This is a genomic window from Acetatifactor muris (assembly GCF_024623325.1).
Lineage (GTDB): Bacteria > Bacillota > Clostridia > Lachnospirales > Lachnospiraceae > Acetatifactor > Acetatifactor muris.
This window is the reverse complement of the sequence record NZ_JANJZD010000006.1, coordinates 72,907-97,876: the sequence shown is the minus strand read 5'-3', so window position 1 is coordinate 97,876 and position 24,970 is coordinate 72,907. Positions and strand designations below refer to the sequence as shown.

The window sequence follows — 24,970 nt, the reverse complement described above, 5'->3', positions numbered from 1 at the left end:
GTGCGTACAGGGCAGCAGACAAAGAACAGGCAGGGGACAATTATGGGAAAAGGCTTATTGAGCAAGTACAAAGGAAAGAAGATTTTCAGGAATATGTTCAGCGCAGTATTCATTTTGCCGGCGCTGTGCATTTTTCTGGCATGTATCTGGGGATTTTTCTGGTTTCGGGCAAGCCGGATTGAGACGGAAAAAGTAAATGACGGCAATACGCTCTATGCCTCCTCCCTGATGGTAAGTAATTATATGGATCTGATGGGAAATACGATGGAGGTACTTCGGAATGACACCTATGTGAAAAAAGCGCTGGCAAAATCGGATTTTTCCTGGGATGGGGATATGAGTGTGGCGGCACAGAAAGTGTTGAATATGGTTATGATTGATCCCATGTTCCAGTCTGTCTATGTGCTGAAAGGCAATGAATATCGGATTAAGTGCAGCAATCCGGCGTATCCCCTGGATGAGCAGGCGGACAGAATGATGATAGAGACCTTTTACCAGAGCCAGTTCGGCAGGTATGGGGTAAAATATTACATTGATATCTATGGATGCAGCCGTACCCTTTTGTATATAACAGCAGGGGAGCAGAATCCGGGCACAGGAGAGAAGGAAAGCGGTATCTTCATCGGACTGGACATGGGGAAAATTATGGAGAATATATTCCAGCCACGGCGACAGGGAGAGCAATATCTGCTGACGGATGCGGAGGGCAATGTGGTACATGTCTGTGGTGAGGGATATGCGAAAGGAGAGCAGTTACAGGAAGAAATACTTCGGACATATCTGGAGCACAGCGATGTGAGGCAGTCGGAAGTGACAAAGGTACGGGGGGGCAGTTATCTGGTTTCCTGCGTGAATATGGAAAACGGCTTTTATCTGATGCATTTTCTCCCTTATAAATATGTGGAGGCATCCATTGTTCACATGCGGAATACATTTATCGGAATTGTCCTGCTGCTGGTATTGCTGGTGCTGCTGTTTGCTTTTGTCATGTCAAACTGGGTATATTCCCCCATTGATGCGGCTATTCAGACCACCAATTCCGCCGGTACTTCCGGACAGCCTTCAGAAAATATATCGGATCGCGTGGGAAAAACGGAGCTGGCAGGTATAGTACAGACATATCGGACTATGGTGCAGACTATGAATGATCTCAATATCCGAAAGGATCAGGAAGAGATGGCGCGTTATCTGTGCAGCAGGGCATCTTCGGCAAAACTTCCGGAATGGGTGGAAGAAACTTACGGGAAGACAGGCATACACAGCAGGGTGATCTGTCTGCGCATCAGCGATATGAAAGATTTACAGGAGAATCATACGGAGGAGGCCAGAATCTTTGTACATCATACACTTGTCAACATTACAGAGCAGGCGCTGAAGCCTTTGGGAGATGTCCTGGTCAATCCTGTGGACGAAGAATATACGGCGGTAATTCTTTTTGCGGAACAGAATCTTCCGGAGGAAGAACTGACGGGAAAAATCAGGGAAATATTTTCTGTTATCAGAGACCTGGTTCACATAGGTATGGATGCCGGCATCAGCAATGACAAGGAGGGATTTGCGGAATTATCAGCCATGTACCAGATGGCCAGAGCGGCAACCGCCTACCGTTTTATGTACGGAATAGATGCTATTGTGACGGAAGAGCAAATGGCGAGAAAGGCCCTGGGAGGCAACGGAAATATTGACATCAGAAACCTTCTGTTGAGGTTAAAGGAGGGGAACAGAGAAAAGTTTGCTGAGGAATACTTTGAAATTACCAATGAACTGAAGGAATACTCTATTCAGACCGCACAGGACATTCTTCTGGATATGGCAGTGGAAATAATGAAGTATTACAATTCTCTGAATTTTCATTTCGAGACACTTTCCAGAAACGATTATGAAAAGCTGGCCGCGGAACTGGGAAAGTTCGGTTATCTTGACGACACCTGGGAATGGTTTTCCGGGATGCAGGATAAAATCTGCGAGCTGCTGGCAAGAGCCCGGCAGGGAGACAGGGAGGATGTGGTGGACAAGGCCATGGCTTACCTGCGGGAAAATTATGCGGATCCCAATATCAGCGCACAGTTTATTGCTGAAATGTACCATATTACGCCGTCCTATTTCAGCAGACTTTTCAATGAACGAAGCGGATATGCCTTTCCGGATTACCTTGCAACCCTGCGCATTGAGGAAGCCGGGAAGCTGCTGATGAAGGAGGCGAACAAGAGCATTCAGGAGATCTGCGAGATGGTGGGGTATACAAATGCTTCTTATTTTACGGCTACTTTCAAGAAAAAATTTGGAATTACTCCAGGGCAGTTCCGCAAAAAGCATGCTCAAAGTGCGGGAAATTTGCATCAGTAAAAAATTTTGATAGTTCTGATTTAACGGAATTTAACAGCTTTACAATTTTTTTGGATTGAGACACAGGCAGGAATATGATATCTCTTACTCAACGCCGCACGCACCACCAACTGCGGAACTGGAATCAGCAACCCGTTCCTTGCCCCAGAGAATTTACGGACGCATGGTCTGGCGGCCGGAAGTGAATCTATATGGGTGCATCGAGGGACAGCTGCGGAACTGGAATAGGAGGAAGATATCATGCTTGTGTCTCGACAGAAACAGGATCCGGGCAGTGTTCAACGCCCTGAAAACCGGGTTGCCGGTCACTTCAAAAAGTATCATCAGCTTTGGCTTCTGGCCCTGCCGGGTATCGTACTTACATTAATGTTTGCCTACATACCCATGAGCGGCCTGGTCATTATTTTCAAGGACTACAATTACAGAGACGGAATTTTTGGAAGTCCCTGGGTGGGCTTTAAAAATTTTGAATTCTTCTTCGCCAATTTTTCCAAGGCATGGAGGGCCACCGGCAACACAATTATTCTGAACCTGTGCTATACCGTGTTCGGCACTGCCATGGCGGTCATGCTGGCGATTATGTTCAATGAAATCCGTCATAAGAAGTATTTGAAAGCGACCCAGTCCCTGTCCATCATGCCCTACTTTATTTCCTGGGTGGTGGCAGGCGGTATTCTGCGGGCATTATTGAATTATGACGGAGGGGCCATCAATAATCTCCTGGTTTCTCTGGGATTCGACAGAGTAGACTTTTACAATGACCCGAAATACTGGCGCGTCATCCTCACGCTCTGCAATATCTGGAAAGGGGCGGGCTACAATGGTATTATCTATTTTTCCACAATTGCCGGATTTGACACATCTCTGTACGAATCCGCCGAGGTGGATGGAGCGAATCTGTGGCAGCGAATCCGGTATATTACGATTCCTCTGCTGAAACCGACGATTATCATTATGTTCCTGTTGTCCATCGGCAAGATTATGAGCGGTGACCTGACCATGATGATGTCCATCACCAATCTGTCCTCCATGTTGCTGGATACCACGGATATCATTGATACTTATGTGTATCGGTCGGTTATCGGTATGGGTGATTTCGTCATGGGATCGGCGGTGGGACTCTATCAGTCCATGTTCGGTTTTGCGCTGGTATTGTTCTCCAACTGGCTGGTGGGTAAATTCGATAAAGAATATCGTTTGTTTTAAGGAGGTGCGAGATGGCAGGAAACAAGCAAACAATCAAACAATCCAGATCCGACAGAGCCTTACGGATTTTCTTCTATATTTTTATCGGGTTTTTCGCCATTATCTGCCTGTATCCGCTTTTGCTGGCGGTGGGCACATCTTTTTCGGATGAGGTGGCTGTCACGGTAAACGGCTACAGCGTAATACCAAAAGTGTTCAGTCTGGAGGCCTACAAAATGATATTGGGATCTCTGGGAAAAAATATCATGAATGCCTACTGTGTCACAATCGCCGTTACCATATCGGGTACACTGCTTTCTGTGCTGGTATCAGCGGCATTTGCCTATGTACTGACAGTAAAGGAATTCAAACCCAGGAGCGCTCTGAACATGTTCCTCTACATTCCCATGATTTTTTCGGCGGGACTGCTGCCCTGGTACATTATGTGCACCAAATATTATCAGCTCACCGACAAATTCTGGGCCTTGATTCTTCCTTCCTGTATGAATGCATTTAATGTGTTCCTGCTGAGAAATTTCTTCAAGTCCATACCGGAGGAGCTGGCGGAGGCGGCGAAGATTGACGGTGCCAGTTATCTGAAGATTTTCGGAATTATTTATTTCCCTCTGGCAAAGGTGGGACTGGTGACGGTGGGACTGTTCTATGCCCTGAGCTATTGGAATGATTATTACCTGGCCTTGATGTTTATTAATAAACAGAAGCTTTATCCCCTCCAGTATTATCTGTATAATATGCTGGCCAACGTGCAGTTTATCGCAAATCAGGCCAATGCTTCCCTGGGGTATAACATTAACATTCCCCTGGAAACAACTAAGATGGCCACCATCTGCGTCACCATCGGCCCCATCATTTTACTGTATCCCTTTGCCCAGAAGTATATTACCAAGGGTGTGATTGTGGGAGCGGTCAAAGGGTAGGCGAAAGGAAATAAGGAAGAAAAGTAACAGTAAGCTAAAAACTCCCCCGGGAGTGATTTATAAATCAACTATAAGAATGGAGGAAAAGAATGAAAAAGAAATTATTATCAACAATCCTTGCAGGTACATTATTGCTGTCCGTATTGACAGGATGCGGCTCTGACGGAAATCAGGGCAGCACTTCTTCCGACACCGGAAATGCTTCCGGCAGCACAGAGGAGCAGAGCACCCAGCAGGAATCCACAAATGCATCCGAGAGTAATGACGAAACAGGAGATAATGAAGGAGAGGCGTCACTCAGGCCTGAAACACTGGACAAAATCACAGTGGTATTATTCGGCGAGGAATCTCCGAGAATGCAGGAGCTGATGGAAAATGAGTTCCAGCAGATGTTCATTGATGAGATTAACACGGAAGTGGAACTGATGTATCTGCCCTGGACAGAGAACGGAGCAGGAGGCAAGGTGGACCTGATGATTGCTTCCGGTCAGGAATTCGATGCCTGTATCGTGGATCCCAGATGGGCTGCAAGCAGCTACAGCAAGGGATATCTCCAGGATTTGTCAGAAGTAATTGATACTTATCTGCCTGACTGGCATGAGAATGTGGATCCTACCGCCTTCGATGCCTATCGCTTTGACGGCGGCGTCTACGCCATTCCTATCGGCAACAAGCCTACCGGCGGCGTGTACAGCACAGTCTGCGTGCGCCAGGACATTATGGATGCCATCGACATGGACAATATCAGTACTTTGGATGATCTGACAGCCTATGCGCAGAAAGCAAAAGAGCAGTATGGCCTGTATGCCACTTATGAGCTGGCTACCGCCGAGTATATTATCCGCGGAACCAGTGACAGGAATCTGATTCCCCTTTGTACCGGAATCTGGATTGATCAGGACACCAAAGAGCTGGTGAACTTTATTGAATCACCGGAATTTGAAGCGGCGGTGAAGCTTTACAATGACTGGTATGCCCAGGATCTGATTCCGAAGGATATTCTGACGAACACTGTGACATTGCCTTTCCAGGCCAATATGACTTCCTTCATGAGAGGAACCTGCGGTACCACTTTGATTGAAAATGAACCCGGACTGCAGAGTGTGGTTCCGGAGGCAAAGACTGCGGAGTATTACATTGCACCCGAGAAGCCGATTTACAAAAAGAGCTATGAAAACACAGCATTCCAGGTGCCTGTAACTTCCACAAAAGCGGACCGTGTGGCATTGTTTGTAAACCTGCTTCAGAAAAATACCGAGATGGCGAACCTGTTTGCCTATGGTGTGGAAGGAACAGATTATGAGCTGATAGACGGTAAGGTGTCCAAGATCAACACAGAAGAACTCTTTTATGAGTGGATGATTTATAATGTTAAGATTTCCACCCCTACCACCGCCTATACGGATGAGTTTATGGAAGTCTACAAGAACTGGGATGACAAAGCACTTCCCGCGCTGAGTTTTGGATTCAGCATTGACTATTCCAATGTTCAGACTGAAAAAGCACAGATTGACAGCGCGTGGGAAGAGCTTGCGACACCTATGCTGGCCGGTCTGAAGGATTATGACTCTAATATCGAGGAACTGAAAGCTGAATTGAAGAAGGCTGGCTGGGATACCTATATTGCGGAGATTCAGAGACAGTTTGACGAATTTCTGGCAAACAAATAAGGCGTGAAAGCGGAGAAAGAAGACAAGACGGCGGCAGTGCGGAAACGTGCTGCTGCCGTTTCCCGCGGTGACACAAGAGACCGGAGAAATGCATTCAGACAGTGTAACAGTTCAGACAGGGCACACTGCAAATTTGGATGAAACAGGGCTTATACATTGAAGTTTGGCCGGATGTTGTATATAATAGGAACGACAGGCGGCAGGAGAAAAGAGGGGAGATTATCATGCTGGAATTTAAAAATGTGAAACCGGAGAAATACGGTATTTCTTCCGCAGCGGTGAAAGGATTTGAAGAACGCCTGGCGCGTCTGGGCGTTCAAATGCACGGATATCTGCTTCTGTGTGGGAAGGATATTGTGGGAGAAAAGTATTACGCGCCTTACGGACAGGATACCTTGCACAGAATGTATTCCATTACCAAAAGCTTTACTTCCATGGCCGTGGGACTTTTGCTGAAGCAGAAGAAAATTGCGCTGGAGGATGCAATCTGTGACTATTTTCCGGAGAAGCTGCCGAAAGATGGCCCCCATCCCTGGTGTCGTGAAATGACCATACGGGAGATGCTGACCATGCGTACCTGTTATGCGTCCACTACCTTTAAGCGATATGATCGGGATGACTGGGTGGAATCCTTTTTCCGGGTAAAGCCGGATCATGTGCCGGGAACGGTTTTTTCCTATGACACTTCTTCCTCGCATGTGCTAGCGGCGCTGGTGGAAAAGCTGACAGGCATGGATATGCTGGATTTCCTGCGCCGGGAAGGGCTGGACAGGCTGGGATTTTCCGCGGAGGCATACATTCTGAAGGACCCTCAGGGAGTATCTCAGGGGGGCAGCGGGCTCATGTGCACCTTGCGGGATGTGGCAAGGGCGGCCTGGCTGTGCAGTCATTATGGCATGCTGGAGGGAGAGGAGCTGCTGCCGGCAGACTTTATGCGGCAGGCCACGGCAAACCAGGTGCCCACAGATCTGCAGCCTGTGCTGGATGAGCAGGGCGGATACGGCTATCTGTTCTGGATGCCAAGGAGTGTTCCCGGCAGGGAACATCTTCATGGCTTTACCATGTACGGCATGGGCGGTCAGCTGGCGCTGTGCTTCCCGGAATTGGATTTCTGCCTTGTGACCATGGCGGATACCATCGGCAATCCGGCGGGGTTGCAGATGATATACGACAGCTTTTACGATATCCTCTTTCCGGCGGTATGTGCCGGGCGAGGGGAGAAGGAAGGGCAGGACGGAAGCGCGCAGAAGGAGGAAGAACTGCGGAAAGGAACGATGCGCGGGGATGGCATACTGCCGGTGGAAGCTGCGGTCCGGCCTGAGCGATATGTTTTCCATGAAAATCCAATGAAATGGATCTGGCTGGAGTTTGACTGGAAGCAGGGAAAGCTTCGCTTTGAGGATCCGGATGGCGTGCGGGAGCTGGCCTTTGATACAGAAGACTGGCAGATGCAGAATTTTCCCGGTACCTGCTACCAATGTGAATGCAGGGGGGCGTGGAAGCATGGTCACTTTCTGCTGCATTGCTTTATAACGGATGAGGAACAGGGACATGTGAGCATGGATTTCGGGTGGAAGGATGAGAGACTCAGTGTGCGGATGGTGAGCACCGGGGAACCGTTTTTACAGTATTATAAGGGAACAGGTTCCGGACGTCGGGAGGTCTGAGAGAAGGGCTCTGGAAAGCCAATTGAAAAGGATGGGAAAGGAGGCCGAAGGAAAATGGATAATGAAAAACTGATAGAGGACATTCTGAATCATCTGGACCAGGAGACGCAGATGGGGGTGGTTCGAATGAGTGTGGAGATGGATGACGAGAAAAGTGTCAATGGGGAAGTGTCTCACAAATGCTGCAATATGTACGGTCGCCCGGCCAACGAGACAGTGGGCCTGCTGGACTGCTATACAGATATGAATGCCGGCCGCCCGGACAATGAGAGGTGACTTTGGAACAGGAATGGGACAGGAGAACAATGCTGAGAGTGTGGGAAATGTTTCTTGTTTTTCCTGCCTGGAAATGATACGCTTATATACATAAATACCTGTAAAAGGAACAGCAGAGTCTCTGAGGGATGCCGGAAATTCTTCCCTGAGATGGCATCGGAAGAGAACTGCGGAACTAAAATGAGGAGAAACAATGGAAAAAAAGAATGTGGAAAAAATGTGGATTGCCGATCAGGGGGACGGAACCTACCGCAACCCGATTCTGTACACGGATTATTCGGATCCGGATGCAATCCGGGTGGGGGAAGACTACTTTATGGTGGCTTCCAGCTTCAGCAACGCGCCGTCAGTGCCGCTGCTGCATTCCAGAGACCTGGTGAACTGGAAAGTGGTCAATTATGTCATGGACAGACTGCCCTATGAGCGGTATGATAAGCCGGCTCATGGCTGCGGCGCCTGGGCGCCTGCTATTCGTTATCACGAGGGCGTTTATTATGTGTTTATTCCTTTTCCAGATGAAGGGATTCTGATGTGCCGGACCAGAGACCCCTTCGGAAAGTGGGAAGAGCCGGTGTGTGTGAAGAAAAATATTGGCTGGATTGACCCCTGTCCGCTCTGGGATGATGACGGGAAGGCTTATCTGGTGAACGGCTTTGCCAACAGCCGAATCGGTTTTAAGAGTGCGCTGTATATTTCTCCTTTAAGTGAGGACGGCACAAAGGTTCTCGGCGGCGGAGAAGAGGGGCGTTTTGTGTATGACGGCCATGTCACCCAGCCTACCATCGAAGGGCCGAAGCTTTACAAGAGGAATGGTTATTACTACATATTTGCACCGGCGGGCGGAGTGAAGACAGGCTGGCAGACCGTGCTGCGTTCCCGGCATATATACGGACCTTACGAAGAGAGAATCGTTATGGGTCAGGGGAACAGTTCAGTCAACGGACCTCATCAGGGAGCCTGGGTGGACACGCCCCAGGGAGAAGACTGGTTTCTGCATTTTCAGGATGTGGGGAATGCCGGAAGAATTGTGCATCTGCAGCCCATGCGCTGGGTGGATGACTGGCCTGTAATTGGTGAGGACGAGGATAATGACGGCTGCGGAGAACCGGTGCTGCAGTACAGAAAACCGACCACAGGGGCGGAGAAAACGCAGCTTCCGGATGCTCCAGAAGACAGTGACTTTTTTGAGGGAAAAGAGCTGGGACTGCAGTGGCAGTGGAATGCCAACTACAGGAAAGACTGGTATTCCCTGGATGGGAACGGTCTCACTTTGTATGCACAGAATACGGAAAAAGACCTGCCGCTGTGCGATGTGCCAAATCTCCTTCTGCAGAAATGGCCTGCGCCGGAATTTACAGTTACGGTATGTCTGCATCTGGATGCCATGGAAGACGGGGATGTATGCGGAATGATTTCTCTGGGAGGCCGCTATGACAGCATTCTGGTCTGCCGCAGAAACGGGAAACTGACGCTGCACCAGAGAATCGGACTGTTTGAAACCAGAGAAGAGACGGATACAGAGCTGGAGGCTCTGGCCGGAGATACGTTGTATATAAGAATGCGTGTGGAGGAAGAAAGCAGGATATCCTGGGAGGCCGGAGACAGCGGGGAGAATCTGCATCCGGTGGGAACAGTGACGGAGGCTCTGCCCGGCAGATGGGTAGGTGTGAAGTCCGGCCTGACGGCCATGCATGAAGGAGAAGGCAGCTGTGGGAAACTGACAGTTGAGGGATTTGTGTATGGGAATCTGATGTAAGATGGTACAGTAATGAAAGTTTTACGAAAAACCATTGAAATCCAATATGGTATATGCTATATTGAATTCATGGAGTAACTGTATTACAAGGTGGTAGCCTCCCTAACTCGTAAGACTCATTGAGAAGGGAGGTGGTGTGGATGGAAATGTTTTCATTTCGGGATTTAATCTTGTTTGCAACATTTTTAATTACACTGCTTGCCTACATAGATAGGAACAACAAGCGAAAATAAATAAGCCTACCTTGTTACTTGGCCGGTACAGGTAGGCTTAAAAACCAACTGGAGGCTAGCCACTTTGTGGGCGGTTGCTCCTTCAATATCTATAATATAGCATATGTTGAAAGCTATTGCAAGATTTTTGTCAGCTTTCGGAATTATATTCTTTAGCGCCGTGGCGCAGCGACTATAAGCAGTCACGAAACAGTTCATGCCGGAACTATAAAAAGTAAAGACATGAAGGCGCACGAGAGGAACTTTCATGAGGGCACTTTCGAATGAAAGTTCCTCTCCTAAAGTGTGCGGCGAATGACTTTACTCTTTAGTGCCGTCGCGCAGCGACTATAATAGGAGAAAATAATGAACAGAACATATCAAAATCCAGTACAAAGGGGTTTTTTCCCCGACCCGTCCGTCATTCGGGTGGGAGATGATTATTACATGGTAAATTCCAGCTTTCAGTATTTTCCGGCCATTCCCATATCTCATTCCAGGGATATGGTACACTGGCATATCATCGGTCATGCCATTGCCAATTCTGAGTGGCTGGATATCAGCGATATCAGGGATTCTCACGGAATCTGGGCGCCGGATATTTCCTATGTGGATGGGAAATTTTACATTTTTGCCACACTTCGTCTGAATGCGGACGGAAAACGGGACAATAACGTAATGCGCCGACAGCTGGTAATGGTATCCCACAGGCCGGAGGGTCCTTACAGCAAGCCTGTTGCTCTGGAAGTAGATGACATTGATCCTTCTCACTTTGTGGATACTGACGGAAATCGTTATATGGTGATAGCTGCCGGTGCACAGGCTGTACCACTGACGGAAGACAGCCTGAAAGTTGCAGGAGAGAGGCGCACCGTGTGGAGCGGGACGGGAGAGCGGTGCCCGGAGGGCCCCCATATTTTGAAAAAAGGTGATTATTACTATGCCATGGTGGCGGAAGGGGGGACCGGATATGGGCACGGCATCAATGTGGCCAGAAGCAGAGAGCTGTTCGGAGAATATGAAGAATCTCCCTGTAATCCTGTGATGCGCCAGAAGGACCCGGAGGCACCCATCCAGCGGGCGGGACACGGAAAGCTGGTGCAGGACCAGAATGGTCAGTGGTGGTGCTATTACCTCTGCGGCCGGCCTAATGGCGGAAAGTATACCACCGTGGGTCGGGAGAGTGCACTGGATCCGGTGCAGTGGACGGAGGACGGATGGTTTACCGTAAACGGGGGCAGGGGACCCAGCCTGGAGCAGACAGCGCCTGACCTTCCCGAATGTGTGTATGAACGGAATCTTTTTGACGATTTTAACGATGATAAACTGAATCTGGAGTGGGAGTTTGTGCGCAATCCGGATAATGGTTCCTGGTCTCTGACGGAGCGCCCCGGATTCTTCCGGATATGGACAAGAGACGGACAGCTGAACGAAATCCGAGCGAAAAACACTCTGCTTCGGCGGGAGCAGGAACTTTCCTATCAGGCGGAGACAAAGGTGGAATTTTATCCTGACAAAAACGGCGAACAGGCCGGACTGACCTGTTATTACAGCACGGTGACCTACGCCAGATGTGCCCTGTGTTATGAGGACGGCAGGAAAATTCAGCTGGTAATCAACCGCAACCGCGGGGAGGAGCTGATTGCCGAAGTGCCGGAGGTGAGGGAATGTCCTGTTTACCTCAGGGTAGAGGCAGAGGGACTGACCAGAACTTTCTTCTACAGCTATGACGGAGCGGAATGGACGGAGATAGGCGTATTGGAGAACTGCATCTATCTCTGCGACGAGGGTGTGCCCGATGACCGCAAGCGTCACACCGGCACGCTGGTGGGAATCTATGCCAATAACGGTGGCTGCGGCAGCAGGAAAGCGGCGGATTTTGATTATTTTAGTTATAATGACTGAGGCTGTGCTTTTCAGGAATGGTGTATTAACATTCAGGCAGAGGGAAACAGTCGGCTCAGGGAATTAAGAGAATATGAAATTAAATACAGGGGCACCCTCCATAAAAATGGATGTGGTGTCCCTGTGTGAATGTGGGGCTTTCTTACCACCAGGTGTGGAAGCCGGGTCCGCCCTGTTTCAAAACGATGGACAAAGAGTCATAACTGGGGTATGATGAGAGAGCAGATATGGCAACAGTCTCTTATTGCATTATGAGGGGGAAGGAAGTGAATGCATATGTCTTCCAAAACATTTTTATGGATAGAGGACAGAAAGGGTAAAGCAAGTTACTTATTTTGGAGCAGTCTTTTGAAGCAAATATGTCCTGATGTTGAAGTGGAGAGTAAAAAGAACAGCAGTGAACTTGTAAAGGCTGTTAAGAACTTAGAAAATACAGATAATAGATATTTGATTGTACTTGATAATTCATTTGACAATCTACATGTGGTAATGGAACAGAAATTATTAAAGCAGTATGCAGATGAAAAGGAAAATGTAGTATTGATGGATATTATTTGCTTTGAGTATATTTTATTAGAATTTCGAAATTTGATTGACTGGATTTATGCAGCGGATGATGAATTCCGGGAAAAAGGGCAGGAGCAATATCGGCAAGAGCCAAATTGGTTAAATCTATTGAGAACGGAGACGTGAACTATAAAGAAATGAAGGAAATTGTGGAATATGATAAGCATATTACAGAACACAATATAGAGCAGTTCTCGGCAAAACTTTTATTTGATTTAACCAGAAATACAGGATTTGAAGTTTCAAAGGGGAATATTGGAGAATGCTGGATTAAACCATGCTGTGAACGGGACAATCGAAAAAAGATGATGTTTGCGGACTGGATGACAGAAGGATGACGATATATGATAAAATGAAAAGCATATATATGAATACATGCCTTGAGAAGCAATTTCAGGCAGCAGGGCTGGAGGTAGTAGTATGATTACAATTTTCAGAGACAGACAGGATATACCGCAAGGCATGGAATATATAGAATTAAATGATATATTTTTTAATCAAAATACGGCAGCTTTCATAGATAAGAGAGCGGAGAAGATTATTGAAATAATCGATGATGCGAGGCTGATAGGTAAATATAAAATCAGTTCAAAATTCAATGGTGTTATATTAGATATTGACAAGCTTTCAGCGGGTTGTAAAACAGTGCTGAATGTTTTGTATTACCCAAATAAAGCGTTCTGCCTGAAAGAGTGTGGAAATAATGCTTTAGAGCTTATGTATGCTTTAGAGAGAGGATATGTGTACAGCGAATATGCGTTGATCCCCTTTACCATGAAATCTGTTGTGGTACAGACTAAGGCAAGTAAAAAAGTAATAAGTGATTATGAAGAATTAAAGGAATGGTGGAACTATGAAGAGTGAGCCGAGAGTTATGGAACATTTTTCGACAGTCCACACTTCGTTTGTTGTGGACTTCACATTTAAAAATAATATTACAATTCTGATGGGAGATTCCGGTACGGGCAAAAGTGCAATATTTTCATTTATCAGAGAATGTGCGATTGCTAATCCGAAGATAATGTGCTTTAATTACCTGGATTATCAGAAGAATATAATAGAGCTTATAGGTAAGGCGGAAGGAAACCTGATTGTAATTGATAATGCAGATATTTTGCTGGATGATAATACGAGAAAGTATATCTCTCTTGATGAGAAAAATCAGTATCTGATTATGGGAAGAAATCCGAAAAATCTTTTTGCAACTAAGGAGAACTTATTTGAGCTTGTGAGTGAAAAGATCGGAGAACAGACGAGATTTACGATGAAGGAGTACTTACTTTAGTATTGAAAATACAAAATAATAGCAGGAGGTTACACATGAGCAGATTATGGTATGAGCAGGCAGCGACCTGCTGGGACGAGGCGCTGCCCATTGGAAATGGAAGTCTGGGCGCCATGGTGTTTGGCCAGGTGGGCAGAAAGCATCTGCAGCTGAACGAAGAGACCGTGTGGTACGGCGGCCCGCGGGACAGGCATAATCCGGATGCACGGAAGAACCTGGAGAAAGTCAGGCAGCTGATATACGGAGGAAAGATTGAGGAAGCGGAGGAATTGCTGAAGTATGCTTTTTCGGCAATGCCCCAGAGTGAGAGGCACTATCAGAGTCTGGGTGACCTGTGGATAAACATGCGGGGAGCAGAAGGGCAGACGGAAGGATACAGGCGGGAGCTTTCTCTGGAGGATGCCGTCGCCACAGTTTCTTATCGCGTGGGAGAAAAGGCATATACGGAGAAATATTTTGTATCTGCGCCTGCAGGAGTGCTGGCAGGGGAGATCAGTGTCTGCGGAGGAACCATATCCCTGGATATTATGCTGGAGCGGGAACGCTTTTATGAAAAAGTGGAAGGTGTGGGAGAAGATACACTGCTGCTGAAGGGCTGCCTGGGAGACGGTGGTCTGGACTTCCGCATGGGCTGTAAAGTAGCTGTGGAAGGCGGAACAGTGAGCCGGATTGGAGAGCATCTGCTGGTGAGGAATGCGGAGAAAGTGTTCCTGTATCTGAGCGGGGGAACTCCCTTCTGGCAGATTCAGCAGGACAGAAGGGACGTGCCGGATCAGGAGATCAGGCTGCCGGATCAGGAGAGGAAGGACTACATCAGCAGGCTGGATAGAGAGATTCTGGAGCGGCTGGAGAAGGCTGCGGCAAAGGATATGGAAGCGCTGTGCCGGGAGCATGTGGAGGATTACCGGGCTCTGTACGGCAGGGTGGAGCTGGAACTTCCGGAGGATCGGGAACTGGAAGCGCTGCCCACGGACCGGAGACTGGAGCGGGTGAAGAAGGGAAGTGTGGACACCGGCCTGGTGAAGACCTATTTTGATATGGGGAGATATCTGCTGATATCCAGCAGCCGTCCGGGAACGCTGCCCGCTAATCTGCAGGGAATCTGGAATGGGAGTATGAAGCCCCCATGGGATTCCAAATATACCATCAACATTAACACTGAGATGAATTACTGGCCGGCGGAGGCCTGCAATCTGGGGGAATGCCATGAGCCGTTGTTTGGGCTGCTGAGGAGGCTGATGAAAAACGGACGTCTGACGGCAGAGAGAATGTATGGGTGCAGAGGTTTTGTGGCCCATCACAACACGGATATCTGGGCGGATACGGCGCCTCAGGACATCTACATACCGGCTACCTACTGGGTTATGGGAGGGGCATGGCTGTGTACCCACATCCGGATGCATTATGATTATAACCGTGATATTCGCTGGCTTGCGGATATGGCGGATGTGCTGGAAGAGGCCGTACTGTTCTTCGAGGATTTTCTGGAGGAGAAGGACGGAGAATATCTGATCTGTCCTTCTGTTTCTCCGGAAAATACCTACATCATGGAGGATGGGACCAGTGGGAGAATGTGTGTCAGCTCCACCATGGACAACCAGCTGTTGCGGCAGCTGCTGCAGGATTATCTGTATGTGATGAAGGAGCTGCGGGAAAAGGACGCTTTGGAAGAGACAAAGGAACGTAAGGCTGTCGTGGAGAAGGCGGAAGAGATTCTGCGCAGCCTGCCCGAAGAACAGGTGGGCAGACATGGACAGATTATGGAGTGGCGCAGAGATTATGAGGAGAAGGAACCGGGCCACCGACATATCTCTCAGCTGTATGGCCTCCATCCGGGGAGACAGATAACCACAGACGGCACGCCGCTGCTTGCCGAAGCGGCCCGGAAGACTCTGGAGAGAAGGCTGCAGTACGGAGGCGGGCACACCGGCTGGAGCTGTGCGTGGCTGGTGAATCTGTACGCAAGGCTCTGGGACGGAGAGAAAGCCTGGGAGATGGTGCAGAAGCTTCTGGGCAATTCCACTTCGCTGAATCTGCTGGACAATCATCCCATGCGGGGAGGAACCGTATTCCAGATCGACGGGAATTTCGGCGCCTGCGCGGGAATCTTGGAAATGTTGGTGCAATGTGATGAAAGCAGAGCGGCGCTTCTGCCTGCCTGTCCTGAAATCTGGAGAGAAGGCAGGGTAAAGGGTGTAAAGCTGCAGGGAAATGCCCTTCTGGATATGACCTGGAAGGACGGGCGTGTCACAGAGTGCAGGCTCAGGGCTCTGAGTGACTGGAGCCGGACGCTGAAATGGAACGGGAAGGAGCAGGAGATCTGTCTGAAGGCAGGGCAGGAAGTCAGACCGGAGTGCTGATGGATACAAATGGCAAAGTTGGAAAATTGTATCTTTCTGAATAAATAAAATGAGATGAAAGAAAAGAGGCGCTGTTATATGCATATTGCATGTAGGGCGCCTCTTTTTTGGAAAAGATTCATTTTTTAATATTGGAAAACTGTATCTTGTCTGGGGATTGCAGATGTGCTTATAGTGAAGACAGGAACAACAGTTGTGACTGCGAAAAAATGAAGGAGGACATGGCTATGGCGCATGGCAGGACCGCAGGGAAAAAGCCGGCAGAAGGAAAGATAATACGTTCCGGCAAGGATAAGCCGCTGCGGGTACAGATTTATAAATATCGGTGGCTTTATCTTATGTACTTGCCGGTTTTTCTGGTAATGCTTGTATTTTCGTATATACCTATGGCAGGTATCGTGATCGCATTCTGTGATTACACCCCGTTTTCAAAGGGACTGGATTTTATCGGTCTGGAAAACTTTGAGGTATTATTCAGGAGCAGCATATTCTGGCAGTCAGTGAAGAATACGTTGATTATCAGCTCTGTGAATATTGTGCTGAGCCTCAGCACCTGTGTTATTCTGGCGCTTTTGATCGATGAAATCAAAACGGTGTGGTTTCGCAAGGCCGTACAGTCAATTGTTTATATTCCGCATTTTATATCCTGGGTAGTAGTGGCATCTATTTTCACCATGATTCTTTCACCCCAGGGCGGTCTGGTCAATGCCTTTGTCACGGCATTTGGAGGGGAACCCGTTTATTTCCTTGCAAGTCCCAGGTGGTGGAGGCCGATGCTGTGGATTATTGAGAGGTGGAAAGGGATCGGCTGGGGAACCATTGTCTATATGGCGGCGCTGACCGCCGTGGATCAGGAGATGATAGAGGCGGCTACCATAGACGGAGCCAGCAGATTGCAGAGGGTATTAAATGTTACGATTCCCTGTATCAGTCCTACGATTCTGGTAGTGTTTATTATGGATCTGGCAAAGATTCTGAATATTTTTGAGCCTGTATGGGTATTGCAGAATGCAGCTGTAATGGATGTTTCGGACGTTATTGCCACATATGTATATCGTTTCGGTATCAACAATGCACAGTATGGAATTTCTACTGCCGCCGGATTGTTTAAATCCGTGATTTCCGTAGTGCTGGTTCTCATTGCCAATAAGCTCAGCCGGAAGATCAGAGGGGAGGGAATTCTTGCATGAAGGAGAAGCTTTCTTTTAAAAAGGGGCACAGAGGCAGAACGGTTTTTCTCATCTGTGACGTGATATTTCTGGTACTGCTAATGGTGTGTATGCTTATCCCGCTGATGAAGGTGCTGGTAGACTCGGTGGATCCGTCCACCTATGGTCTGCGGCTGATTCCGAAAAAGGTCGACCTGGCAGCTTATAAGTACATATTAAGTAAATCTTCATTGTACCAGCCCTTGTGGGTGTCTGTTTATTCCACAGTGCTGGCCACCGTAATCGGCCTGTTGCTGACAACTCTGGCAGGTTATGTGGTCATTCAGAAGGAGATGCCGGGACATAAGCTGATTGTCGGTTCCATTATGTTTACCATGATGTTTTCAGGGGGCATGATTCCCACATACCTGACTATCAAGCAGCTGGGACTGATGAACAGGGTAATAACCTGTGTGCTTCCGGTATCCCTGAGTGCGTATAACATTATCCTGATGAAGAGCTTTTTCGAAGGAATTCCCGGTACGCTGTATGAGGCGGCAGAGCTGGACGGTGCGACACCCATGAGTATATTTGCCAGAATTGTCCTGCCTCTCTCCAAGCCGGCCCTGGCTTCCATCGGCCTGTTCATTGCGGTGGGAATGTGGAACAATTACATGAATTTCATCCTGTACATCACAGATGCAGATAAGAAGAATTTCCAGGTAAAGGTCCGGGAGCTGATTCTGAGTGACGGCCTGTCGGGAACAAATATTGGCATTTCCGAAGATATGTTGAAGAATGCGATGGTAATCATTGTGGTAATGCCATTCCTGATTATTTATCCGTTTTTACAGAAGTATTTCGTAAAGGGTGTTACCGTTGGCGCGGTAAAGGGATGATCAGGGTTCTAAACCCATAATCATAAAAAAGTTACTTAAAAGGAGGACATCAATCATGAAAAAGAAGGTGATCAGTCTGTTACTGGCAGGTGCGATGGTTTTCGGTATGTGTGCCTGCGGTAATGACAACGCCGCCTCGACAAACGGTTCGACACCGGCCCAGAGCGAGAGCGGGAGCAGCGAAAGTGTCGGCGGAGACAGCGAAAGCACAGCGGAAGCGTCCGGCAATGAAGGCGAAGCAGAGGAGAAGACTGTAGAGAAGCCGGCCAGCATCTCCTGGTGGACCCATGACGGATTGAATGAGGAGGATTATGTTGCCGAGTGGGATGCCGCATACGAGGAGCTGACAGGTATAAAGCTGGAGCACACGCCTGTATCTAATAACGAGTATCATACGCTGCTGGAAACTGCGTTTGCATCAGGAACGGAGCCAAACGTGTTCGATCTGTCTTCGGAGCAGAAGCTGACTTACTATGCAAGTCAGGGTGGTGTGGCAGACCTGACGGATCTGATCAGGAGCTCCGGTATCTATGACAGAGTAGAGCAGTCGGTGTGGGATTCTCTTGCCATAGACGGACGTATTTATGGAATTCCGAAGGAAATGCCTTCCGGTATTGTAATACATGTGCGTCAGGACTGGCTTGACAGACTTGGTATGAAAGTACCAGCCAATTATGAAGAATATCTGACCATGCTGCGGGCTTTCCGGGATGAAATCGATGAGTGTGAGATTCCCCTGACCGTTCCCGGACTCCATCTGGCTCAGAATCTTCCTGAATTTTACTGGGATGCGGAAGCCGACTTTGTATATAAGGATGGCAAGTGGGTGGACGGCATGTTGGAAGAGAATTTTAAGGATGCGATGCAGAGACTGCAGGATGCCTATGCGGAAGGACTGATTGATGTGGAAGCGGTTACAAATTCTACCAGCAACTGCCGTGACAAATGGTATTCGGGCAATACGGGAGTATTTGCATACTGGGCAGGAAAATGGACCAATACTTTGACCGAAAGATTAAATGAGAACTTCCCTGACGCAAAGGTGGCAGCCATCGATGTGATCGACGAAAGCTATTACAGATATTCCGCATTTAATGTGCTCTGCATTGACGGCAGACTGTCCGATGAAGAAGTGGAGCAGGTATTTACCCATTTCCTGAACGTCATTTTTGACGGAGAGGAAGGTTCGGCACTGCTTTATGCAGGCGCAGAAGGATATCATCATGAGACGGATGCCAACGGTAATATGACGTATCTGAATATGAACAGCTCACCGGATACACAGTTCCAGTCTGTATATGGTTCCCCCTGGAGCGCAGTGGTTTCCTTTACAGAGCCTGAAAAGTTCCCTCAGCCTGTGGAAACGATAACGGCATCCATGGAGATCCTGGAAAAGAATGCTGTGTTTAAGACCAATACGCCGGTTTCAGATACTTTGAACAAAGTGACGGCAGATCTCTCTTCAACCCGTCAGTCCATTATTGCAAAGATTGTCATGGGTGAAGTTTCTGTTGAAGATGGAATGCAGGAGTACTATAATAAAGCAGCAGAATTTAATGTGGAGCAGATCCTGAAAGAAATGAACGGTGAGTCTTAAGATACCTGAACAGAAAGGAAAAGGTGTCAGACAGGTTTTTCCTGCCTGGCATCTTTTTGATGAACAGAATGCGGAAGAAACCTATAATCAATAATTATATCGTATATCTTGGCCTGTCCTATGCAACAGTGTTGTTGATTCCCCTTTTAATTATTGTCACAGGGGTTTCAACCATGCTGTACTTATATAAAGAGCAGATCAAAGAAGCCGATCTTGACAAGCTTGTACATTGTGTTCAAATGATAGACGATGAGCTGATCTCCATGACTTACAGGGTTACACAGGTAGCGCAGAATGCGGATATCCGGACAATGGCAGAACTGGATAAAATTGAAAGCTCCAATATTCTGCAGTATAAGGAAGGCATCAGCGCACTGCAGAATATAATTAATTATGCCACACCCGGGCTGCAGAATGATTTGTACATTTACTGTAATAAGGCGGATACTGTCATCTATGACAGTACGCTTTATCGCACAGGATTGTTTGAAAAATATCTGGAGGGCTGGGGAATTTCAACGGAAGAATGGCATGAGAACCTGGTTTCCTCGAAATTTACCGGCGGGAAATATGTGCGGAGTCAGTCGGGTATGCTGCAGTATGTACAGCCGATCAATGCTAAGATGAACAGCAGTGCCAATGACGGTGTGGTGGTTTCTATTATCAATACCAGCAAGATAAATCAGTATTTTTCCATTTTGCTGGAGTATGGCGATTATTCTCTCTACATTATAGATCCGAAGTCCAATCTACTCTATACAAATAATACGGAATATGAGTTGACGGTAATAGACGATAAAAACGGCTTTCCGCTGGAAAAGGCTTCGGATAGTGTGATAAGCCTCACATCCGCATATTGTGGCTGGAAATATTATATTGTGCTTTCGGAGCGGGCACTTTTCCGGAAAATGACTTTGATCTATTCCATAGGTATCGGAGCCGGCATTTTGACCATTGGCATCATGTTGATTATGATGGTACATCTTTCCGTACATATCGGGAAGCCCATTGATAATCTGTTTGCGCTGATTGACAAGGAAAAGGTAGAGAAGCGTAATTCCGCGAAATTCAGTGAAATTGTGGCACGGATTTTAGATTCTAACGAACAGCTGCAGGAAGAGATGGAGAAAAATAAACCAATGCAGAGGAAAGCTTTTTTTCATGATCTGCTGTCGCTGGACATAACAAACCCAAAGGAACTTCGCTATATGGCGGAAAACGTAGGGGTGAATATTGATTATGAGATCTGCTGTATCGCCTCCGTCAAATTGTATGCGAACAATGATTTTTATGAGATTGACGAACAGACGCTGAGTGATGCCAGAGTCATGGTACAGGCATTGATGGAACAGTTTGAAGCTCTTGTAGGAGAAAATGTCTGGAGCTATCAGCGGAACTATCTGTGTACGCTGTTCATCTTCGGGGGGGTATCGGCGGAAGGGGTGGAGGAGCTGGTGAAAGAGATGCAGAATCTGCTGGAGGAGATGTTCGGTGCGGAATCCAACTGGGGAATCAGCGGGAACTGCGATAATATTCTGCGTCTGTGGAAATATTGTGAGGAAGCGGAGATCGCCAGGGAGCATTGCAATTTTCACAAGCCTGTTGTCCGTTACACTACAGATCTTGAAGACAAGAACAGCTTTTATTTTCCGGAAGCTGCAGAGGAAAGAATATGCAGCAGCGTAAAAGCCGGGAACAGTGAGACGACAAAGGATATCCTGAATATTGTGTTCACTGAGAATTTCGAGAACAGAATCATTACACGCAGCAGTTTAATGAAATTAAACGGAAAGCTGACGGATTTGCTGGCTTCCCTCAGAATAGAAGAGGAAGAGACACTGCACTATATTTTGCGTTTGAATGACTTTATGGTGCACCCGGAGAATTTTCGAGGTGACAGTTATTTCGAGCTGGTGCGGGAGGCGTTTCTGAACCAGTGTGGTTCTGTCAACAGAGAAAAAAATTTCCAGAAAAGTCAGATGGCTGCCAGAATTCAGAAGTATATTCTGGAGAACTGGCAGAATGCGGAGCTGGGGCTGACTATGGTGAGCCGTATGTACCAGATTTCAGAAGGGTATGTGTCCGCATTGTTTAAGGAGCAGACGGGGGTTAATTTTGCAAATTATGTGGAGAATGTCCGTCTGGAACATGCCTGTGAGCTGCTGAAGACGACGGAGATGAGTATTGACGAAATCAGTGGAATGGTGGGATATAACAGTGTACAGTCCTTTCGGAGAGCATTTAAGAGAGTATACAATGCCAGTCCCAAGGAATATCGTCAGGGCTAGAAATGTACAGCAAATCCATCGGAAATCTGATGGATTGCATATCTCAATACTATTTACAAAATCTGTCTGAAGACAGAGGAAGAAGTCAGGCCGGAGGGCTTTGCATAAAAAACGGGGGCCGAAAAGCCCCCGGATTGTGTCAGAGCATCCCTTCTTTCAGGACATCATGATCACGCAGTATTTTTTCGATTACGGTACCTTTGATAAAATGAAGAAGCGGTTTTTTCAGTGCGTTTAAAGGTACGGGCAGCCCGATTTCCAGCGGAGATCTGCCGTCCATAAGTTTTACACTGCTGTCAAGAAGCTCACGGATGTCATAAACACTGCCCCAGACTTCGGGTACGCCTCTGTCCACGCCCAGCAGTCCGTATACGGCTTCCATGGCGGTACGCACGGAATATTCGGTGGTGAAGACGGTATCTCTGGGGGTTTCTGCAAACTGTCCCAGGAAAGCAAAATTGACACAGCCGTCAGGAATGACATCAGGGCGGTCTCCTTTGGTTCTGGGCATGAAGAATGCAGTGATATAAGGCATCATGGTGGGAACGCAGACGGCGCTGTGTTCTGCCAGTCCGGGGATTTCTTCCACGGGCACACCCATATGATAGAGCCATTCTTCTGTGATTTCCTTACCGGTACATTCCCGCATGGGCTTTTTCACATAATTGCCGGGAACATCTGTAAACAGGCCATATACCCAGACGCAGACTTTTTCTTTATCCTGTTCTTTGAACTGGCCCTGCCTGTTGATGGTCCAGCTCAGGAGCCAGGAGGAATCTTTGCAGCTGACAATGCCTCCGGTGACAACTCTGCCGCTTCTGGGGTCACGTTTGCAGATCTCAGTGATATAAGGCAGAATTTTGTCGTCAAGAGTGGTGATGGTGGCGGATTCCCAGTTGGTTTTTGCCACATCGGAACAGAATTTTTCCGGATGGCCGAAAGCGGGATCCTGTCCGGCAATATTTTTCCACAGGCTCCAGCAGCCGCTGGTCCGCACTTCCGCATCTCCGTTGGGGGCATGATTCTGATCGCCGTAAACAGTACCTTCCGTACAGCTTCCGTTGGTTACGAAAACCAAATCATTTTCCGTGAGCATAATGCCTTCTTCCACGCCTCTGACTTTACATTCGATGGCCTTTGCCACTTTTTTTCCGTTTTCTTTCTCGAAGATTACATTGGTTACTTCCGTGTTGAAACGGAAGTCCACACCTGCCGCTTCCAGATACTTCTGCATGGGCAGAATCAGGGATTCGTACTGATTGTATTTGGTAAATTTCAGGGCGCTGAAATCCGGCAGGCCGGCAATATGATGGATGAACCTCTGGAAATACAGTTTCATTTCCAGGGCGCTGTGCCAGTTTTCAAAGGCAAACATGGTTCTCCAGTACAGCCAGAAGGTAGAATCGAAGACCTCCTCGTCAAACACATCTTCGATAGTTTTGTCGTACAGGTCCTCGTCTCTGGTCATGAACAGTTTCATGATTTCCATACAGCCCTTTTGACTTAAGTTGAATTTACCGTCCGTATGGGCGTCTTCTCCCCTGTTTACAGTTGCCCTGCAGAGGGAGTAATTGGGATCTTCCTTATTCAGCCAGTAGTATTCGTCCAGCACAGACACGCCGGGCGTCTCCAGTGAAGGGATACTGCGGAAAAGATCCCAGAGGCACTCGAAATGATTCTCCATTTCCCTGCCGCCCCGCATAATATAGCCTCTGGTAGTATCATAGATGCCATCGCAGGCGCCGCCGGCGATATCCATGGACTCCAGAATGTGGATGTGGGAACCGGGCATCTGACCGTCTCTTACCAGGAAACAGGCTGCTGCCAGAGAAGCCAGGCCGCTGCCTACAATGTAAGCATTTTTCTCATCCACACCTTCGGGTTTGCGGGGCCTTGCAAATGCCTCATAATTGCCGTTGGTATAGTAAATGCCTTTTCTGTTTTTTTCCTGTTTTCCCAGTTCCGTATTGCGGTATTCTGTTTTCCGAGAGGAAGAGGCAGCTTTCTTTAGGGCCGTGTTCTGGGCCGTTTTATGTTTTTTAGCTGCGATAGCTGCCGCGCCTGCACCTGCTGCCAATGCTGCCACACCGATTGTGAGACTTTTATTTTTTGCCATATGAAAATCCATCCTTTCCTAACCATTCTGTCCCGGGACAAACCGGGGATTTGTTGTTCCTTATGACGACAGAATAACGCTTTCAAAAGGATTTTCCAATTTACAAACCAATCTGAATGATAAAAAATTAATCATCTGGGCCGGTTTGATAAAATTTATTTCTGCAGCTGCTCAAAATTATGGATGGAATTGGCAATGTTGCCCCGCAGAACAATGCCGATTCTGTTTGTAATCTCCATATAATCCGCCTTCATTCCCTGGGCAATCCAGTCCAGCATGATTCCCACAAATCCATATTTATAGAATTCGGCAATAAAGGTTTTGTCTTCCTCTGCCAGTGTGATTTCCCCGCATTTTTCATCAACAACCCGGGCAATCAGGCTGTAGGTTAGTTTGTACAGGTAGCTTTCAATTTTATCTTTACTGACACAGCGGTATACGTTCTGAATAAATGGTTTATTTTCCAGTACCGCTTCAAATATCTGACACAGGCCCTCCTGCCAGGTGTCATATGTCTTCTTATCCTGAAGCGCTCGCTTTCCGTCTTCCACGCACACCCATTCCACCAGGTCATAGATATCTTTGAAATGGTAGTAAAAGGACATGCGGCTGATTCCGCAGTCGGCCGTAATGTCATTTATGGTGATTTTGTCCAGAGGCTTTTTCAGCAGAAGCTTCTTCAGGGAGGCCTCCAGCAATTGTTTAGTGATGTTCGACATAGCATTTTCATCCTTTTTTGTTATGGGATTCTGTGT

At 47.6% G+C, this 24,970-nt stretch carries 19 protein-coding genes; 17 read left to right on the top strand and 2 right to left on the bottom strand.

Annotated elements, in window-relative coordinates:
- The first annotated feature begins 42 nt into the window (after positions 1 to 42).
- The 17 genes from NSB25_RS07350 to NSB25_RS07270 all read left to right on the top strand — a co-directional run bounded on the left by NSB25_RS07350 (position 43) and on the right by NSB25_RS07270 (position 22,099).
- On the top strand, positions 43 to 2,346 hold the full coding sequence (locus NSB25_RS07350) for a helix-turn-helix domain-containing protein (RefSeq protein ID WP_103238786.1): 2,304 nt from the start codon (positions 43 to 45) through the stop codon (positions 2,344 to 2,346).
- 240 nt (positions 2,347 to 2,586) lie between these two features.
- Positions 2,587 to 3,552 (top strand): ABC transporter permease, encoded by a 966-nt coding sequence (locus NSB25_RS07345; protein WP_103238785.1) that lies wholly within the window; start codon positions 2,587 to 2,589, stop codon positions 3,550 to 3,552.
- Between the two features lie 11 nt (positions 3,553 to 3,563).
- The gene (locus NSB25_RS07340) at positions 3,564 to 4,469 is read left to right on the top strand and encodes a carbohydrate ABC transporter permease (protein ID WP_103238784.1); all 906 of its coding nucleotides are present in this window, start codon (positions 3,564 to 3,566) and stop codon (positions 4,467 to 4,469) included.
- Positions 4,470 to 4,558: 89 nt separating this feature from the next.
- Positions 4,559 to 6,139, top strand: coding sequence for an ABC transporter substrate-binding protein (locus NSB25_RS07335; protein WP_103238783.1), 1,581 nt, complete (start codon positions 4,559 to 4,561; stop codon positions 6,137 to 6,139).
- A gap of 224 nt (positions 6,140 to 6,363) precedes the next feature.
- Complete coding sequence (locus tag NSB25_RS07330; protein ID WP_172455001.1) at positions 6,364 to 7,806, top strand: serine hydrolase domain-containing protein; 1,443 nt, start codon at positions 6,364 to 6,366, stop codon at positions 7,804 to 7,806.
- 54 nt (positions 7,807 to 7,860) lie between these two features.
- Positions 7,861 to 8,082, top strand: a complete 222-nt coding sequence (locus tag NSB25_RS07325; protein WP_103238781.1) for a hypothetical protein — start codon at positions 7,861 to 7,863, stop codon at positions 8,080 to 8,082.
- A gap of 193 nt (positions 8,083 to 8,275) precedes the next feature.
- On the top strand, positions 8,276 to 9,838 hold the full coding sequence (locus NSB25_RS07320) for a glycoside hydrolase family 43 protein (protein ID WP_242982341.1): 1,563 nt from the start codon (positions 8,276 to 8,278) through the stop codon (positions 9,836 to 9,838).
- Between the two features lie 578 nt (positions 9,839 to 10,416).
- Positions 10,417 to 11,955 carry a glycoside hydrolase family 43 protein gene (locus NSB25_RS07315; protein WP_103238779.1) on the top strand — a complete coding sequence of 513 codons (1,539 nt, stop codon included), beginning with the start codon at positions 10,417 to 10,419 and terminating at the stop codon, positions 11,953 to 11,955.
- Positions 11,956 to 12,231: 276 nt separating this feature from the next.
- A complete protein-coding gene (locus tag NSB25_RS07310) occupies positions 12,232 to 12,648 on the top strand; it encodes a hypothetical protein (RefSeq protein WP_242982340.1) in 417 nt (138 codons plus the stop codon).
- Positions 12,645 to 12,860: a hypothetical protein gene (locus NSB25_RS07305; RefSeq protein WP_242982339.1), complete on the top strand. Its 216-nt coding sequence runs from the start codon at positions 12,645 to 12,647 to the stop codon at positions 12,858 to 12,860. Before NSB25_RS07310 ends, NSB25_RS07305 begins: the two co-directional genes overlap by 4 nt.
- An 82-nt stretch (positions 12,861 to 12,942) precedes the next feature.
- On the top strand, positions 12,943 to 13,386 hold the full coding sequence (locus tag NSB25_RS07300) for a DUF4869 domain-containing protein (RefSeq protein ID WP_103238778.1): 444 nt from the start codon (positions 12,943 to 12,945) through the stop codon (positions 13,384 to 13,386).
- Positions 13,376 to 13,807 carry an ABC transporter ATP-binding protein gene (locus tag NSB25_RS07295; RefSeq protein ID WP_103238777.1) on the top strand — a complete coding sequence of 144 codons (432 nt, stop codon included), beginning with the start codon at positions 13,376 to 13,378 and terminating at the stop codon, positions 13,805 to 13,807. Before NSB25_RS07300 ends, NSB25_RS07295 begins: the two co-directional genes overlap by 11 nt.
- 35 nt (positions 13,808 to 13,842) lie before the next feature.
- Positions 13,843 to 16,167 (top strand): glycoside hydrolase family 95 protein, encoded by a 2,325-nt coding sequence (locus NSB25_RS07290; RefSeq protein ID WP_103238776.1) that lies wholly within the window; start codon positions 13,843 to 13,845, stop codon positions 16,165 to 16,167.
- Between the two features lie 227 nt (positions 16,168 to 16,394).
- A complete protein-coding gene (locus NSB25_RS07285; RefSeq protein ID WP_103238900.1) occupies positions 16,395 to 17,357 on the top strand; it encodes an ABC transporter permease in 963 nt (320 codons plus the stop codon).
- Complete coding sequence (locus NSB25_RS07280) at positions 17,354 to 18,214, top strand: carbohydrate ABC transporter permease (protein WP_103238775.1); 861 nt, start codon at positions 17,354 to 17,356, stop codon at positions 18,212 to 18,214. Before NSB25_RS07285 ends, NSB25_RS07280 begins: the two co-directional genes overlap by 4 nt.
- A gap of 55 nt (positions 18,215 to 18,269) precedes the next feature.
- On the top strand, positions 18,270 to 19,811 hold the full coding sequence (locus NSB25_RS07275; protein ID WP_103238774.1) for an extracellular solute-binding protein: 1,542 nt from the start codon (positions 18,270 to 18,272) through the stop codon (positions 19,809 to 19,811).
- A gap of 173 nt (positions 19,812 to 19,984) precedes the next feature.
- Positions 19,985 to 22,099 (top strand): helix-turn-helix domain-containing protein, encoded by a 2,115-nt coding sequence (locus tag NSB25_RS07270; RefSeq protein WP_172455000.1) that lies wholly within the window; start codon positions 19,985 to 19,987, stop codon positions 22,097 to 22,099.
- A gap of 139 nt (positions 22,100 to 22,238) precedes the next feature.
- Here the strand turns inward: NSB25_RS07270 and NSB25_RS07265 are convergent, their stop codons facing one another.
- A complete protein-coding gene (locus NSB25_RS07265; RefSeq protein WP_103238772.1) occupies positions 22,239 to 24,215 on the bottom strand; it encodes an oleate hydratase in 1,977 nt (658 codons plus the stop codon).
- Positions 24,216 to 24,370: 155 nt separating this feature from the next.
- Positions 24,371 to 24,934, bottom strand: a complete 564-nt coding sequence (locus NSB25_RS07260) for a TetR/AcrR family transcriptional regulator (protein WP_103238771.1) — start codon at positions 24,932 to 24,934, stop codon at positions 24,371 to 24,373.
- Between the last annotated feature and the right edge of the window lie 36 nt (positions 24,935 to 24,970).

Coding starts and splice junctions, on each gene's coding strand:
- NSB25_RS07270 (WP_172455000.1), top strand. CDS start 19,985: ATGCTGTACTTATATAAAGAGCAGATCAAAGAAGCCGATCTTGACAAG.
- NSB25_RS07300 (WP_103238778.1), top strand. CDS start 12,943: ATGATTACAATTTTCAGAGACAGACAGGATATACCGCAAGGCATGGAA.
- NSB25_RS07260 (WP_103238771.1), bottom strand. CDS start 24,934: ATGTCGAACATCACTAAACAATTGCTGGAGGCCTCCCTGAAGAAGCTT.
- NSB25_RS07310 (WP_242982340.1), top strand. CDS start 12,232: ATGTCTTCCAAAACATTTTTATGGATAGAGGACAGAAAGGGTAAAGCA.
- NSB25_RS07290 (WP_103238776.1), top strand. CDS start 13,843: ATGAGCAGATTATGGTATGAGCAGGCAGCGACCTGCTGGGACGAGGCG.
- NSB25_RS07345 (WP_103238785.1), top strand. CDS start 2,587: ATGCTTGTGTCTCGACAGAAACAGGATCCGGGCAGTGTTCAACGCCCT.
- NSB25_RS07335 (WP_103238783.1), top strand. CDS start 4,559: ATGAAAAAGAAATTATTATCAACAATCCTTGCAGGTACATTATTGCTG.
- NSB25_RS07280 (WP_103238775.1), top strand. CDS start 17,354: ATGAAGGAGAAGCTTTCTTTTAAAAAGGGGCACAGAGGCAGAACGGTT.
- NSB25_RS07320 (WP_242982341.1), top strand. CDS start 8,276: ATGGAAAAAAAGAATGTGGAAAAAATGTGGATTGCCGATCAGGGGGAC.
- NSB25_RS07265 (WP_103238772.1), bottom strand. CDS start 24,215: ATGGCAAAAAATAAAAGTCTCACAATCGGTGTGGCAGCATTGGCAGCA.
- NSB25_RS07275 (WP_103238774.1), top strand. CDS start 18,270: ATGAAAAAGAAGGTGATCAGTCTGTTACTGGCAGGTGCGATGGTTTTC.
- NSB25_RS07340 (WP_103238784.1), top strand. CDS start 3,564: ATGGCAGGAAACAAGCAAACAATCAAACAATCCAGATCCGACAGAGCC.
- NSB25_RS07350 (WP_103238786.1), top strand. CDS start 43: ATGGGAAAAGGCTTATTGAGCAAGTACAAAGGAAAGAAGATTTTCAGG.
- NSB25_RS07285 (WP_103238900.1), top strand. CDS start 16,395: ATGGCGCATGGCAGGACCGCAGGGAAAAAGCCGGCAGAAGGAAAGATA.
- NSB25_RS07325 (WP_103238781.1), top strand. CDS start 7,861: ATGGATAATGAAAAACTGATAGAGGACATTCTGAATCATCTGGACCAG.
- NSB25_RS07315 (WP_103238779.1), top strand. CDS start 10,417: ATGAACAGAACATATCAAAATCCAGTACAAAGGGGTTTTTTCCCCGAC.
- NSB25_RS07330 (WP_172455001.1), top strand. CDS start 6,364: ATGCTGGAATTTAAAAATGTGAAACCGGAGAAATACGGTATTTCTTCC.
- NSB25_RS07295 (WP_103238777.1), top strand. CDS start 13,376: ATGAAGAGTGAGCCGAGAGTTATGGAACATTTTTCGACAGTCCACACT.